The organism is Pseudomonas sp. GW821-FHT07E12 (assembly GCF_058986605.1).
The window spans coordinates 131,901-146,810 of the sequence record NZ_JBYSVX010000001.1 but is presented as its reverse complement, the minus strand read 5'-3'; the positions used below and the strand labels follow the sequence as shown (position 1 = coordinate 146,810).

Here is a 14,910-nt window from a genome sequence, read left to right as displayed (position 1 = left end):
GGATCCCCGGATGCGCCCATTCGTCGTCTTGCTCCTGCTGCTCGCCCCGTTCCTGGCGACTGCGCAATCCCCACCGGCACAGGCCGACAGCGACTTCAGCTTCGTCCGTTATCGGGCCGATTACGAGGTGCGCGACGATGCATCGAGCGTGGAGACCGACAGCTACGAGATCCTGCTGAGGACCAAATCGGCGGTGGAGCGCTTCAGTCAGGTCCGGCTGAGCTACAGCGAGAAGATGGAAACGCTGGAGGTGCTGGAGGCCTACACCATCACCGCCGAAGGCCTGCGCCAGGACGTGGCCGCCGACAAGATCTACATCCAGGAAAGCTATTCCAGCGCCTCGGCGGCCATGTACGCCGACCGCAAGGTCAAGGTGGTGGTGTTCCCGAACCTGGCACCCGGCGCGCGCATCGTCTACCGCACCCGGCGCAATCAGCCGGCGCCGTACTTCCCCGGCTATTTCGGGCTGTGGGAGACCTTCAGCGTCTTCGCTCGCTACGACGATGCCGAGGTGACGTTGACCGCGCCCAGGTCGCTGCCGATCCATCTGTACACGCGCGGTGTCGAAGGTTCGCAGAAGCCCGAAATTCGCGATGGCAAAGCCCGCTGGCAATGGCGCTATCGCCGGCCGACACCGCTGCAGACCCAGAACTGGGCCGCCGCACAGTGGGAGTTCAGCCCGGCCATCATGGCCAGCACTTTCGACCACTGGTCGCAGATGGGCCTGGCCTATCACGTGAAAGGCGGGCAGGCCGCACGCGTCACCCCGCGTGTCCAGGCCCTGGCCGACCAGATCACCGCAGGTATCGATGGCCGTCGTGCGAAGGCGGCGGCGCTGTACGACTGGGTGGCGCGCAACATCCGCTATGTCGCGGTCTACCTGGGCAACGGTGGCCTGGAACCGAACAGCGCCGACAGCATCCTCGACAACCACTACGGCGACTGCAAGGACCACACGGTGATCCTGGAAGCACTGTTGGCGGCCAAGGGCATCACCAGCACGCCGGTGCTGATCGGTGCCGAAGGCGGGCCCACGCTGCCGGAAATCCCGGTGCTCGGCCGCTTCAACCACGCCATCACTTACATCCCCGAGTTCGGGTTGTACGTCGACTCGACCAATCCCTATGCGCGTTTCGGCCAGTTGCCGGCGGGCGATCTGGGCGCGCCGGTGGTGCATACGCAGGACGGCAAGGTCGCGCGCACGCCGCCCAACGACGGCAGGCTCAATCGCTACCTGGCACGCACCGAGTACCGCTTCGACGAGACCGGCAACGTCAGCGGCACCACCACGCTCGACAGCGGCCAGACCGGCGAGGTCGGCATGCGTGCGATGTTCGTGCAGCTCAACGCGCAGAACCGCCAGCGTATCGAGGAATCGATCATTGCCCAGTCCGGCTTCGACGGCACCGGCGAGCTGGTGCTGCAGGGCGATCCGCTCGACCTGAGTGCGCCGTTCAACTACAGCTACCGCTTCCACGCGCGCGACTATGTCGATTTCTCGGTGGTCGGCGGCATGACCTTGCCGGACATGCCGGGCGCAGAATCGGCCCGCAGCCTGTATGCCAGTGCCTCCGCCGAGACCAACCAGGTGCCGTTCTACTGCAACGACAGCCTGCGCGAGGAAACCTACGTGCTGCACTTCCCCAACGACGTGCCACTGATCGCGATCCCGCGCAGCAGCCGGTTCCGTAATCGTGCCGGCGAATACAGCGTGGAATGGACCCGCGACGGGCAGAGCGTGACCGCCGTGCATCGCCTGCACCGGCTGGCCGTGCACGGCGCGAACGCGATCTGCCGGCCGGACGACTTCCCGGCCTTCCGTGAGCTGTATCAGCAGGTGCGACGCGGCTTCCGTGGCCAGATCGTCTACGGCGACCTGTCACAGGTGCAGACCCGAGGGCAGGGCGCTTCGCTCCCTCACTGAACAGGGCAGCCGGCATCGCTCGCCCATTCATCCGCGAGCGGTCACAATTCGCGCCTGTCCAGCACATCAGGATCCGCACCATGCTTCGCACCCTTCGCTACGCCGTTCTCGCCACGTCGCTGCTGGCCGGCACTGCCTTCGCCGGCGCCCGTGCCGAGCTGGACACCTTCACCCGTAGCCTGAAGGGCCTGGACGGGCAGTTCAGCCAGCAGGTGTCCGATCAGAACGGCAAGGTCAAGGAGCGCTCCAGCGGCCGGGTCGCGCTGTCCGCACCGCGTCTGTTCCGCTGGGAGTACGACAAGCCGTTCAAGCAGCTGATCGTCGCCGATGGCAAGAAGGTCTGGGTGTTCGATCCGGACCTGGAGCAGGCCACCGTACGTGCGCAGGGCGCCGAGGAGCAGAACAACCCGCTGACCGCGCTGATCGACCCCTCCAGGCTGGACAAGCAGTACGACGTCAGCGAGGAAGCCAGCGTGCGCGATGGCCTGCAGTGGCTGTCACTGACCCCGAAGGTCGATACCGAAGCCAGCTTCCAGATCGCCTCGCTTGGATTCGACAAGACCGGCCTGGCCAAGATGGAAGTGGTCGACGCGGTCGGCCAGCGCACCACGATCAGCTTCAGCGGCTGGAAGCGCAATCCGGCGTTTGCGGCCGACACCTTCAAGTTCACCCCGGCCAAGGGCGTGGACGTGGTCGGCGACAGCAACTGAGCCGCGCCTCGCCCGTGTAGAGCCGAGCTTGCTCGGCTCTAGGCAAAGACGACAGGCCACGGCGCCGCGATACAATGGCGCGTGGCAAGAAACCGCTTCCCGACACCTGAAAACGACCTGCTGAGCGTCGATCGCGATCACCTGCGACCGCTGGCCGAGCGCATGCGCCCGCGCACGCTCGACGAGATGGTCGGACAAAAACGCCTGCTCGCCGCGGACACCGCCTTGCGCCGCGCGGTCGAATCCGGCCGGGTGCACTCGATGATCCTGTGGGGTCCGCCCGGCTGCGGCAAGACCACGCTGGCGCTGCTGCTGGCGCATTACGCCGACGCCGAGTTCCGTGCGATCTCGGCGGTGCTCTCGGGGCTTCCGGAAGTGCGGCAGGTATTGGCCGAAGCCGCGCAGCGCTTCGCAGAAGGCCGGCGCACGGTGCTGTTCGTCGATGAGGTGCACCGCTTCAACAAGGCGCAACAGGACGCATTCCTGCCGCACATCGAGCGCGGCACGATCCTGTTCGTTGGCGCGACCACGGAGAACCCCTCGTTCGAGTTGAACTCGGCACTGCTGTCGCGCTGCCGCGTGCACGTGCTGGAGGGCGTCTCGCCGCAGGACATCGTCGAGGCACTGCAACGGGCACTGGGCGATGAGGAACGTGGCTTGGGCGGGCAGGGCATCAGTGTCTCCGACGAGGCGCTACTGGAGATCGCCACCGCTGCCGATGGCGACGTGCGACGCGCGCTCACCCTGCTGGAAATTGCCGCCGAACTGGCCCAGGACGAAGCCGGGCAGATCACCGCCGCCACGCTGGTGCAGGTGCTGGCCGATCGCACCCGCCGCTTCGACAAGGGCGGCGAGCAGTTCTACGACCAGATCTCGGCGCTGCACAAGAGCGTGCGCAGCTCCAATCCGGACGCTGCACTGTACTGGCTGACACGCATGCTCGATGGCGGCTGCGATCCGTCCTATCTGGCACGCCGGCTGACCCGGATGGCGATCGAGGACATCGGGCTGGCCGACCCGCGTGCACAGTCGATGGCATTGGAAGCCTGGGACATCTACGAGCGTCTCGGCAGCCCGGAAGGTGAGCTGGCCTTCGCCCAGTTGGTGCTGTACCTGGCCAGCACCGCCAAATCCAATGCCGGCTATGCCGCCTTCAACCAGGTCAAGGCCGAAGTCCGCGAAAGCGGCACGCTGGAAGTACCACTGCATCTGCGCAACGCACCGACCAAGCTGATGAAAAACCTCGGCTATGGCGCCGAGTACCAGTACGACCACGACGTCGAGGGCGGCATCGCGCTGGACCAGACTGGCTTCCCCGATGCGATGGGCGAGCGCGTCTACTACCAACCGGTTGCGCGTGGGTTGGAAATCAAGCTCAAGGAAAAGCTGGACCGACTGCGCGAGGCGAGGGCACAGGCCCGTGCTGACAAGGCCGGCGGCTCGAAGCGATGATTGGCGGCCGCAGGAGATGGCATTCCTCCTCGAACCGCCCACCACCATGGGCTGATGATGCCTGCCAGGCCCCGCCAGTGTGGCGGGTGTCTGCCCAGGCATCGACTTCACTGAATCCCCGCACACGGAGTGCGGACCTTTGCGAGGGATTCGCAACGGAGACCGCGATGCTGATTACGTCCTTCCCTGCAATATCCGAATCCCCCAGCAATGCGAGGTCGGCATGAATCCGGCCATCTGGTGGCAATCCCTGTTGTTGGCGATGGCCGGTGGTGCACTGGGTTCGGGCCTGCGCTTCGCCATCGGCAGCAGCATGTTGCAGCGCTTCGGCGCGGGGTTTCCCTGGGGCACGCTGACGGTGAACCTGCTCGGTTCGTTCGTCGCCGGCTTCCTGATGGTGTGGCTGGAATCGCGCGGCCCATCGAGCTGGCCGTGGCGGGCGCTGTTGATCGTCGGCGTGATGGGCGGGCTGACGACGTTCTCGTCGCTGATGATGGAGTGCCTGGTGTTCGCCCGCACCGACCGCTCGTCGATGATCGCGCTGTATCTCGGCGTCACCCTGGTGGCTGGCCTGCTGCTGGTGTTTCTCGGCGCGCGGGCAGGCACGGCTTTGACGATCCGCTGACACCACGAGAAAAAAGCTCAGCTCGCGTTGAGTAGTGATCTGTGGGAGGGACTTCAGTCCCGACGGGCGTTACCGGCAAAGCGTCGGGACTGAAGTCCCTCCCACAAAACAACGAACAAAGCCGCAAAAAAAGCGGGGCGGAGAGCTCGCGCTCTCCACCCCGCCACTCCGCCGCCGACGCCCCACTGCCCTCCCGGCCGGGACGTAGCGCAGGCCTTACAACGCCTCAATGATGCCTGCGGCACCCATGCCAGTGCCAATGCACATCGTCACCATGCCGAATTTCTTCTGGTGACGGCGCAGGCCGTGCACGATCGTGGCGGTACGAATCGCCCCGGTCGCGCCCAGCGGGTGACCCAGCGCGATCGCGCCGCCCAACGGGTTGACCTTGGAAGGATCCAGCTGGCTGTCGCGGATCACCGCCAGCGACTGTGCAGCGAACGCCTCGTTCAACTCGATCCAGTCCAGCTGATCCTTGGTGAGACCGGCCTGCTTGAGCGCCTTCGGGATCGCCGCGATCGGGCCGATGCCCATCACTTCCGGGCGCACGCCAGCGACCGAGAAGCTGACGAAGCGCGCCAGCGGGGTCAGGCCGTAGTCCTTGATCGCCTGCTCGGACGCCAGCAGCACCGCACCGGCACCATCGCTCATCTGCGATGAGTTGCCGGCGGTCACGCTGCCGCCGAACTGGCCATTGCGGAACACCGGGCGCAGCTTGCCCAGGCCTTCCAGCGAGGTATCCGGCCGCGGGCCCTCGTCGGTATCCACGAGCCGCTTGCGCAGCTGGATCGTGTTGCCGGCGATGTTGGGCACGTGCGAGAGAATCTCGTACGGGCTGATCTCGCCCTTGAACTCGCCGGCAGCGATCGCAGCCAGCGCCTTCTGGTGCGAGGCGAGAGCGAACGCGTCCTGATCCTCGCGCGAGACCTTCCATTCCTCGGCGACCTTCTCGGCAGTGATGCCCATGCCGTAGGCGATCGCGACATGATCGTCGTTGAACACCGACGGCGACAGCGCGACCTTGTTGCCCATCATCGGCACCATCGACATCGACTCGGTACCGCCGGCCAGCATCAGGTCAGCGTTGCCCAGGCGGATCTCATTGGCCGCCAGCGCTACCGCCTGCAAACCGGACGAGCAGAAGCGGTTGATGGTCTGGCCGGCCACCGTATCCGGCAGTCCAGCCAGCAGCACGCCGATGCGCGCCACGTTCATGCCTTGCTCGCCCTCGGGCATCGCGCAGCCGATGATGGCGTCGTCGATGCGCGAGGTGTCGATGCCCGGCGCCTGCGCGATCACGGCCTTGAGCACGTGCGCGAGCATGTCATCGGGACGGGTATTGCGGAACACGCCCTTGGGCGCCTTGCCGACCGGAGTACGGGTGGCGGCGACGATGTAGGCGTCCTGGATTTGTTTGCTCATTTGGCTTTCTCCGAAAGCCGGGATTGGGGATTCGGGATTGGGGATTCGTAAACGCGAATCCCGGTGTCCTGAACGTCCCGCCCGGCAGGATGAATTATTGGAAGGAAGGGAAGCCGCTTTTGCGAATCCCCAATCCCGAATCCCGAATCTCAGTTCCTAAGAGGCTTGCCGGTCTTGAGCATGTAAGCGATCCGGGCCTGGGTCTTTTCCTGCTGGGCCAGTTCGACGAAATGCTTGCGCTCCAGCTTGAGCAGCCACTCCTCGTCGACCAGCGAGCCGCGATCCACTTCGCCGCCGCACACGACCGTGGCGATGCGCGTGGCGATCTCGTAGTCGTAGTCGCTGATGAAACGACCTTCCAGCATGTTCACCAGCAGCATCTTGAAGGTGGCGATGCCGACGTCGCCGGCAACCTGGATGCGGTTGGCCGGCAGCGGCGGACGATAGCCGCCCTCGGCCAGCGCCAGCGCTTCGGCCTTGGCGATGTGCAGCAGCTCGTAACTGTTGAACACGACCTTGTCGTTGGCACGCACCAGGCCCAGTTCCTTGGCGTTGACCGCGGAGTTGGAGACCTTGGCCATCGCCACGGTCTCGAAGGTCTTCTTCAGCTCGGCGAATACGTCACCGCCCGGGCCGGCCGCCTGCGAAGCACGCACCGCCAGCTCCTTCAAACCACCACCGGCCGGCAGCAGGCCCACGCCGGCTTCGACCAGCCCGATGTAGCTCTCCAGTGCAACCACCGCCTTGGCGCTGTGCATCTGGAACTCGCAGCCGCCGCCCAGCGCCAGCCCGCGCACCGCGGCCACCACCGGCACCAGCGAATACTTGATGCGCTGACTGGTGCGCTGGAAGTTGGCGACCATCGCCTCGAACTGATCGACCTTGCCACCCTGCAGCAGGCCAAGCGCGCCCGCCAGATCGGCACCGGCGGAGAAGGGCTCCTTGTCCTGCCAGATCACCAGGCCCTTGAACTGCTTCTCGGCGATGCCGATCGCTTCCTGCAGGCCATCCAGCACCTGGTCGGAAACGGTGTTCATCTTGGTCTTGAAGCCGACCACGCCGATGCCGTCGCCGTCGGTCCACAAGCGCACGCCGTCGTTCTCGAACACGGTCTGGCCGCGGTCGAACTTCTCGCCCAGCAGCGGGTCGGGGAAGCGCTGACGCTGGTACACCGGCAGCGACGAGCGTGGCACCTGTGCGTTCTGCGCCGGGCTGTAGCTGCCCTCGGCCGAATGCACACCGTCACGGCCGTCCAGCACCCACGCCGGCAGCGGCGCATCGCTCATGCTCTTGCCGGCGGCGATGTCCTCGGCGATCCACTGTGCGACCTGCTTCCAGCCAGCGGCCTGCCAAGTCTCGAACGGACCCAGCGACCAGCCGTAGCCCCAACGGATCGCGAAATCGACATCGCGTGCGGTCTGGGCGATGTCGGCCAGGTGATAGGCGCTGTAATGGAACAGGTCGCGGAACGTCGCCCACAGGAACTGCGCCTGCGGATGCTGGCTCTCGCGCAACTTGGCGAATTTCTCGGCCGGATTCTTGATCTTGAGGATCTCGACCACTTCAGGTGCCGCGCCACGATCAGCAGGCCTGTAATCCTGCTTCTGCAGGTCCAGCACCACGATGTCCTTGCCGACCTTGCGGAAGATGCCGGCGCCGGTCTTCTGGCCGAGCGCGCCCTTGGCGATCAGCGCATCCAGCCACACCGGCGACTTGAAATACTTGTGCCACGGATCATCAGGCAGCGTATCGGCCATGGTCTTGATGACGTGCGCCATCGTGTCCAGACCCACCACGTCGGAGGTGCGGTAAGTCGCCGACTTCGGACGACCGACCAACGGGCCGGTCAGGCCATCGACCTCATCGAAGCCCAGACCCGACTGCTGCGTGTGATAAATCGTCGACAGGATCGAGAACACGCCGATCCGATTGCCGATGAAGTTCGGGGTGTCCTTGGCGTAGACCACGCCCTTGCCGAGGTAGGTGGTCAGGAAGGCTTCCAGGCCTTCCAGCACCGCCTGATCGGTGGTCTTGGCCGGGATCAGCTCGGCCAGGTGCATGTAGCGCGGCGGATTGAAGAAGTGCACGCCGCAGAAGCGGTGGCGAAGCTGTTCCGGCAGCACCTCGGCCAGCTTGTTGATGCCCAGGCCCGAGGTGTTGGAGGCCAACACCGCATGATCGGCCACGAACGGGGCGATCTTCGCGTACAGGTCCTGCTTCCAGTCCATCCGCTCGGCGATCGCCTCGATGATCAGGTCACAGCCCTTCAACAGCTCCAGGTCGCTGCCGTAGTTGGCGGGCGTGATCGCCTCGGCCAGCGACGGGCTGGCCAGCGGGGCAGGGCTGAGCTTGGTCAGGTTGGCGATGGCCTTGAGCACGATGCCGCTGGCGGGACCATCCTTGGCAGGCAGGTCGAACAGGACAGTGTCAACACCAGCATTGGTGAGGTGCGCGGCGATCTGCGCCCCCATGACGCCGGCACCGAGCACGGCGGCGCGGCGGACTAGCAAGGGATTGGACATATCGATGAACCTTTGGTGGGTAGCGACTACGGGTTGGAGGCGGCTAAAAACCCCGCCTCCGCGAAACGGATGAGTTCACGCGCCGCATGCGCGCGGTGTTCGGCCTCGGTGACACCGGCCGGGCGCTTGATCAGGCCGAAATCGGCCATTGCGTAGGTCAATGCGCCGGCCAGGAAGTCCAGGCGCCAGTACAGTTCCTCCTTGCTCAGGCCCGGCACGCAGCCGGCGATCGCCTTGGCAAAGTCGCGCAGCACGTGGCCGTAGTGGTCGGAGAGGAACTTGCGCAGGTTGTCGTTTTTCTCGGCATAGGCGCGTGCGATCACCCGCACGAAGGCACCGCCGCTGTGGCCTTCCTGGGCCATCGCCAGCGCAGGCTCGACGAACGCGGCCAGTACCGCCCCCAGGTCGCCCGGGAGATCGCGACGCGCCGCCTCCAACTGGCTGAGCCGGGCCGCGGCCATCTCGTCCATGCGCCGGCGGAACACCTCGTTGACCAGGTTTTCCTTGGAACCGAAGTGGTAGTTGACCGCGGCGATGTTGACATCCGCATGGCTGGTCACCTGCCGCAGCGAGGTGCCGGCGAAGCCATGCTGGGCGAACAGTTCCTCGGCGGCGCCGAGGATCCGGTCCTTGGTGGAGAAGTGGGCGGGCTTTGCCATTGAAACGGCCGACTCAATCAAACGATTGTTTGATCCTACGCCCGTCCGGCCCTCCCTGGCATTTTGCACTGCAGCATGGTTCAGCCCAGGGTGTGCAAAGCCTTGCGCGACACGTTAGAATCCGCGCCTTGCAAAGTTACGCTAAGCCCGCGTTTTGACGCGGGTTTTTTTCATGTTAACCTCGGGCCAGTCTAGTGGCCCGCCCAACGGAGATACCTTCCATGGCGCTGGAGCGCACCCTTTCGATCATCAAGCCGGACGCCGTCGCCAAGAACGTCATCGGCGAAATCTACAGCCGCTTTGAGAAGGCCGGCCTGAAGATCGTGGCCGCCAAGTACAAGCAGCTGTCGCGCCGTGAGGCCGAGGGCTTCTACGCCGTGCACCGCGAGCGTCCGTTCTTCAACGCGCTGGTCGAGTTCATGATCTCCGGCCCGGTGGTGATCCAGGCGCTGGAAGGCGAGAACGCCGTGCAGGCCCACCGCGACCTGCTGGGCGCCACCAACCCGAAGGATGCCGCGTCGGGCACGATCCGCGCCGACTTCGCCGATTCGATCGACGCCAACGCCGCCCACGGCTCGGACTCGGTCGAGAACGCCGCGATCGAGGTGGCTTACTTCTTCGCCGCCACGGAAGTGGTTTCGCGCTAAGGTCGCAACCAACGTGAACGAGATCCTGCAGATTCCCAGCGTAACGATCACCGGCGAACCACTCGCCGCTGCCTCCGTGCGCAAGCAGAACCTGCTCGATCTCGATCGCGCCGGGCTGGAGCGCTTCTTCGAGGAAACCCTCGGTGAGAAGCGCTACCGCGCCCACCAGGTGATGAAGTGGATCCACCACCGCTACGTCACCTCGTTTGACCAGATGACCGACCTCGGTAAGGCGCTGCGCGCAAAACTCGAACAGCACGCCGAGGTCGTCGTCCCGAATGTCGTGTTCGACAAACCTTCCACCGACGGCACCCACAAGTGGCTGCTGGCGATGGGCGTCGATGGCAAGAACGCCATCGAAACCGTGTACATCCCCGACAAGACCCGCGGCACGCTGTGCGTGTCCTCGCAGGTCGGTTGCGGCCTGAACTGCACGTTCTGCTCGACCGCCACACAAGGCTTCAACCGCAACCTGACCACCGCCGAGATCATCGGCCAGGTCTGGGTTGCCGCGCGCCACCTCGGCAACGTGCCGCACCAGCAGCGTCGCCTCACCAACGTGGTGATGATGGGCATGGGCGAGCCGCTGATGAACTTCGACAACGTCATACGAGCGATGAGCATCATGCGCGACGACCTGGGCTACGGCCTGGCCAACAAGCGCGTGACGCTGTCGACCTCCGGCCTGGTGCCGATGATCGATCGCCTCTCCGTTGAAAGCGACGTTTCACTGGCGGTGTCGCTGCACGCACCGACCGACGAGCTGCGCGAGACCCTGGTTCCGCTCAACAAGAAGTACCCGATCGCCGAATTGATGGCCTCATGCGTGCGTTACCTGCGCAGCAACCACAAGCGCGACTCGGTGACTTTCGAATACACCCTGATGAAGGGCATCAACGACCAGCCCGAGCACGCCCGCCAGCTCGCCAAGCTGATGCGGCAGTTCGACAACGCCGTGCAGGCCAAGGACTCCGGCAAGGTCAACCTGATCCCGTTCAATCCTTTCCCCGGCACGCGCTACGAGCGCTCGGAAGAAACCCATATCCGCGCATTCCAGAAGATCCTGCTGGATGCGCAGGTACTGACGATGGTGCGCCGGACCCGTGGCGACGACATCGATGCCGCCTGCGGCCAGCTGAAAGGGCAGGTCATGGACCGCACCCGCCGGCAGGCCGAGTTCCGTCGCACCCTGGAAGGCCAGCAGGCCGGTCGAGATGCGGCGGCGTGACGTTGCGCTCGTCCTGACCCTCCTGGCCGCAGTACTTTGCGCGGCCTGCGGCACTGCTTCGCGTAGCAGCAAGCCCAGCAGGGCGAAGGTCGAGCAGGTCGCGCCTCACTATGACGTGCGCGACAGCACCGAGACCCGCAACCGGCTTGCCCAGCAGGAAAAGCTCGGCCTGGCAGTCAACCGCCTGCAGAGCGGCGAATACGACGAAGCCGACAAGCTTGTCCGGGAAGTGCTCCGGCGCGACCCGAAGCTGGTCGACGGCTATACCATCCTGGCCGTCATCACCAGCCGCCGCGGCAACGAACAGGAAGCGGGGGATTACTACCGCAAGGCGACCGAACTGGCGCCGCAGCAGGGCGATGTACTCAATAACTACGGCGCGTGGCTGTGCGCCAACGGCTATCCCGCCGAAGCCCTGGTCTGGTTCGACCGCGCCATGACCGACCCGCGCTATGGCAGCCCGGCATCGGCCCTGGCCAATGCCGGCGGCTGCGCGCTGCAGGTCGGTCAAAGCGAACGCGGCCTTCGCGACCTGCGCAAGGCGCTGGATCTGGACCCGACCAATGCCTATGCGCTGGAGTCGATGGCGCGCAACGAATACGATCACCAGCGCTATTTCGAAGCGCGGGCCTTCTCCGAGCGCAGGCTGACGGCTGCGCCGGTCACGGCTTCCGTGTTACAACTGGCTATTCAGATTGAATTGGGGCTTGGCGACAAGGTAGCCGCCGGCCGATACCAACAGCGGTTGGGCAAGGAGTTCCCTGAAACAGCAGCCGCACATCCTGGGGGATAAAGCGTTGTGATCAGTGATTCCAATCCAAACCCTTTCGAAAACCAGAAAGGATGCGGACAACAACTTCGTGAGGCGCGCGAACGCGCAGGCCTCAGCATCGAGCAAACGGCATCGCAATTGCACATGCCGGTGCAGGTAGTGCGGGCGCTGGAACAGGATGAATGGCAGAAGCTCGGCGCGCCGGTGTTCGTGCGCGGCCAGCTGCGTAGCTATGCACGCCTGCTCAAGGTCGACCTGGGGGCACTCCTGGACGGCGTGTCGATCGCACCGGTCGAACCGGTGAAACTGGTCAGCCACACACATACCCCGAGAATGCGCCGGGTGCTGGAAAGCACTGCGCGCAGGGCCGTATACGTGGTCATGACCGGCGTCCTGGCGGTACCTGTGTGGTACGCGACCCGCAGTCATCTTGACGGCCGCGCGCCGAGCACCGCATCGCTGGACGTGCTCCCACCGGAAACCTCGTCCGCGGCGCCATCGGATGCAGGCACCGCGCCTGCCGCAGAAGTCAAGAAGCCCGTCACGACGCCCTACATTGCCTCGATGGCGCCGGTTCCTCGATCGGAGCCTGCCCAGCCAACGACAAATGGCGAACTGTCGCTCCAGTTCAGTGGTGACAGTTGGGTACAGGTGTCCGCACCGGACGGAAGCATTGTCGAGAAAGCGCTGGTCAAGTCTGGCGAACAACGCCACTACGCTGCAGGGCAGGTAGGGCGCGTAGTCCTGGGCAATGCGGCGGCGGTCCAGGTTCAGCAAGCAGGCAGTATCGTCGACGTGAAACCCTTCCAGCGAGCCAACGTCGCGCGTTTTGCGGTATCCTCCGACGGCTCCGTGGTGCCGGCTTCAGAATAGCCGGACTGCGGTTTTTCGTTTCTTCCCTTTGGTTTGATGCTTCGCGTCCTGTGATGGCGGAGCGAGAGTACGCATGGCGATCGACGAGTTGCTGGACGAACACGAACAGGGTGAACGCGTCCGTTCGTGGCTGAGGAGAAACGGCGTGGCCCTGCTGGGCGGCGTCGCGACGGGACTGGCACTGATTCTGGGTGGGCAGTGGTGGAGCAAGCATCACACCGATGCGCTGGCCGAGTCACACGCGCAGTACGAGGCCGTGGTCAAGAGCATCGAGGCCAAGGATCTCGACAAGGCCGGCAAGGACATGGCCGCACTGGCGTCCAGCGAATCCGGCATCTACGGCGAACTGGCCGCACTCCGCCTGGCCAAGGCACAGGTCGACGCCGGCAAGAACAACGACGCCATCGCGGTGTTGCGCAGCGTGCAGTCCGACGACCAGTTCAAGCTGATCGTTGATCAGCGTCTGGCTCGCCTGCTGATCGAAACGGGCAAGCCGGCCGACGCGCAGGCATTGCTGGCCGCGGCCACCGATGGCGCGAGCCTTGAAATCCGCGCCGATGCCGCCGTGGCCCAGAACAAGCGCGATGAAGCACGCGAGCTCTACACCAAGGCCCTGGCGCTGGTGGACGTGGCCTCGCCGCAGCGTCGCTTGCTGGAAACCAAGCTGACCGACGTGGGCGGAACCGTCCCCGATCCGTCGCAACCGATTTGATGAAGCAGGTGGTCATGTTCAGACGTATCGCAATCATTGCCCTGATGGGCACCGCGCTGGTTGGCTGCAGCACCATGAAGGGCTGGTTTGCCGGTAAGGACGCGGCCGCCAAGAAGGCGCAGGAGCCGGCCGAACTGGTGAAGTTCGAGCCGACCATCAAGGTCGACAAGCTCTGGTCCACCGGCGTGGGCAAGGGCGAGCAGCGTCATGGCGTCCGCCAGCGCCCGGTCATCGTCGATGGCCATATCTATGCAGCAGCGGCGTCAGGTTCGATCTACGCGCTTGATCTGCAGACCGGCAAGAAGATCTGGGAGTACGAGGCCAAGAAGGAGCGCAAGGCGCAACTGGCTGCGGTGGATGACGTTCCCAGCCAGGTCGAGAGCGAATCCAAGACCGGCCTGTCCAAGGAAGAGAAGGCCTCCCGCAAGGAGCGCCTGCGCAACGAGAAGCAGCAGCGCAAGGAGCGTATGGCCCTTGCCAAGAAGCGTCCGCTGCCGCGTTACTCGGGCGGTCCGGGTGTCGGCGATGGCCTCGTTGTCGTGGGCTCTCTGGAAGGCGACGTGATCGCCATCGACGCCACGACCGGCACCGAGAAATGGCGTGCCAAGGTTCCCAATGAAGTTATCGCCGCTCCGGCCGTGGCTCAGAATCTCGTGTTTGTGCGCAGCAACGACGGCCGCGTGAGCGCATTCGACGCTGCCACCGGCGAGCGCCGCTGGTTCCACGAGCAGGAAGGCCCGACGCTGACAGTACGTGGCAATGCGGGAATCACCACGGGTCCGGGCGTGCTGTTCATCGGCAATGACGATGGCACGGTGAGTGCACTGGCCATGCAGGACGGTCGCCAGTTGTGGGAGCAAACCGTCGGCGTGCCCGAAGGGCGCACCGAGCTTGAGCGCATGGCCGACGTCGATGGCACGCCGGTGCTCGAAGGCACGACCCTCTACGCGACCAGCTACAAGAACGAGACGCTGGCCATCGAAGGCCCGAGCGGACGCCCATTGTGGAGCCGTGACCATGGCGGTGCCGGCAGTGTCGGCGTGTCGTCCGGATTGGTGGTGTTGGCTGACAACGCCGGCACCGTCTGGGGTCTGGACAAGAACTCCGGTTCGGCGATGTGGTCGCAAGCCGCGCTCGCCCGTCGCTCGCTGACCGGTGTCGCGATCCAAGGCGACTATGCCGTGGTCGGTGACTACAAGGGTTACCTGCACTGGCTGAGCCTGAGCGACGGCAAGCTGGCTGCACGCATGCGCGCCGGTCGCGATACGCTGGTCTCGCAGCCGATAGTTGCTGACGGCATACTGATCGTCCAAAACACCGATGGCGATCTGACCGCCTTCCGTCTGGCTCAATAAGGAAATAGC

General features: G+C 64.9%; 13 protein-coding genes and 1 riboswitch. Of the genes, 10 read left to right on the top strand and 3 right to left on the bottom strand.

From position 1 onward, the window contains the following. Window positions 1–10 precede the first annotated feature (10 nt). The 4 genes from AC3WJE_RS00660 to crcB all read left to right on the top strand — a co-directional run bounded on the left by AC3WJE_RS00660 (window position 11) and on the right by crcB (window position 4,711). Complete coding sequence (locus AC3WJE_RS00660; RefSeq protein WP_493728836.1) at window positions 11–1,924, top strand: DUF3857 domain-containing transglutaminase family protein; 1,914 nt, start codon at window positions 11–13, stop codon at window positions 1,922–1,924. Between the two features lie 80 nt (window positions 1,925–2,004). Further along, on the top strand, window positions 2,005–2,634 hold the full coding sequence (lolA, locus tag AC3WJE_RS00655; RefSeq protein ID WP_493728835.1) for an outer membrane lipoprotein periplasmic chaperone LolA: 630 nt from the start codon (window positions 2,005–2,007) through the stop codon (window positions 2,632–2,634). Between the two features lie 162 nt (window positions 2,635–2,796). Further along, on the top strand, window positions 2,797–4,086 hold the full coding sequence (locus AC3WJE_RS00650; RefSeq protein WP_493729017.1) for a replication-associated recombination protein A: 1,290 nt from the start codon (window positions 2,797–2,799) through the stop codon (window positions 4,084–4,086). 3 nt (window positions 4,087–4,089) lie between these two features. After that, window positions 4,090–4,157: riboswitch (Fluoride riboswitch) on the top strand. Window positions 4,158–4,309: 152 nt separating this feature from the next. Beyond that, window positions 4,310–4,711, top strand: coding sequence for a fluoride efflux transporter CrcB (gene crcB, locus AC3WJE_RS00645; protein WP_493728834.1), 402 nt, complete (start codon window positions 4,310–4,312; stop codon window positions 4,709–4,711). A 216-nt stretch (window positions 4,712–4,927) separates the two neighbouring features. On the opposite strand, the gene AC3WJE_RS00640 is transcribed toward crcB, so the two are convergent. The 3 genes from AC3WJE_RS00640 to AC3WJE_RS00630 form a co-directional block, all read right to left on the bottom strand. Then, the gene (locus tag AC3WJE_RS00640) at window positions 4,928–6,133 is read right to left on the bottom strand and encodes an acetyl-CoA C-acyltransferase (protein WP_493728833.1); all 1,206 of its coding nucleotides are present in this window, start codon (window positions 6,131–6,133) and stop codon (window positions 4,928–4,930) included. Between the two features lie 149 nt (window positions 6,134–6,282). Next, window positions 6,283–8,655 (bottom strand): 3-hydroxyacyl-CoA dehydrogenase/enoyl-CoA hydratase family protein, encoded by a 2,373-nt coding sequence (locus tag AC3WJE_RS00635; RefSeq protein WP_493728832.1) that lies wholly within the window; start codon window positions 8,653–8,655, stop codon window positions 6,283–6,285. A gap of 26 nt (window positions 8,656–8,681) precedes the next feature. Then, entirely contained in the window at window positions 8,682–9,314 is a 633-nt protein-coding gene (locus AC3WJE_RS00630; RefSeq protein ID WP_493728831.1) for a TetR/AcrR family transcriptional regulator, read from the bottom strand. A gap of 221 nt (window positions 9,315–9,535) precedes the next feature. Between AC3WJE_RS00630 and ndk the strand changes: the two genes are divergently transcribed. From ndk to bamB, 6 genes are all read left to right on the top strand, one after another. Next, window positions 9,536–9,961 carry a nucleoside-diphosphate kinase gene (gene ndk / locus AC3WJE_RS00625; protein ID WP_493728830.1) on the top strand — a complete coding sequence of 142 codons (426 nt, stop codon included), beginning with the start codon at window positions 9,536–9,538 and terminating at the stop codon, window positions 9,959–9,961. A gap of 22 nt (window positions 9,962–9,983) precedes the next feature. Then, the gene (gene rlmN / locus AC3WJE_RS00620; protein WP_493729016.1) at window positions 9,984–11,189 is read left to right on the top strand and encodes a dual-specificity RNA methyltransferase RlmN; all 1,206 of its coding nucleotides are present in this window, start codon (window positions 9,984–9,986) and stop codon (window positions 11,187–11,189) included. After that, window positions 11,176–11,982, top strand: coding sequence for a type IV pilus biogenesis/stability protein PilW (gene pilW, locus AC3WJE_RS00615; protein WP_493728829.1), 807 nt, complete (start codon window positions 11,176–11,178; stop codon window positions 11,980–11,982). Before rlmN ends, pilW begins: the two co-directional genes overlap by 14 nt. A gap of 6 nt (window positions 11,983–11,988) precedes the next feature. Next, window positions 11,989–12,834, top strand: coding sequence for a RodZ domain-containing protein (locus AC3WJE_RS00610; protein ID WP_493728828.1), 846 nt, complete (start codon window positions 11,989–11,991; stop codon window positions 12,832–12,834). Window positions 12,835–12,907: 73 nt separating this feature from the next. Next, the gene (locus AC3WJE_RS00605) at window positions 12,908–13,546 is read left to right on the top strand and encodes a YfgM family protein (protein ID WP_493728827.1); all 639 of its coding nucleotides are present in this window, start codon (window positions 12,908–12,910) and stop codon (window positions 13,544–13,546) included. A gap of 14 nt (window positions 13,547–13,560) precedes the next feature. Next, entirely contained in the window at window positions 13,561–14,901 is a 1,341-nt protein-coding gene (bamB, locus tag AC3WJE_RS00600) for an outer membrane protein assembly factor BamB (RefSeq protein ID WP_493728826.1), read from the top strand. Window positions 14,902–14,910 lie beyond the last annotated feature (9 nt).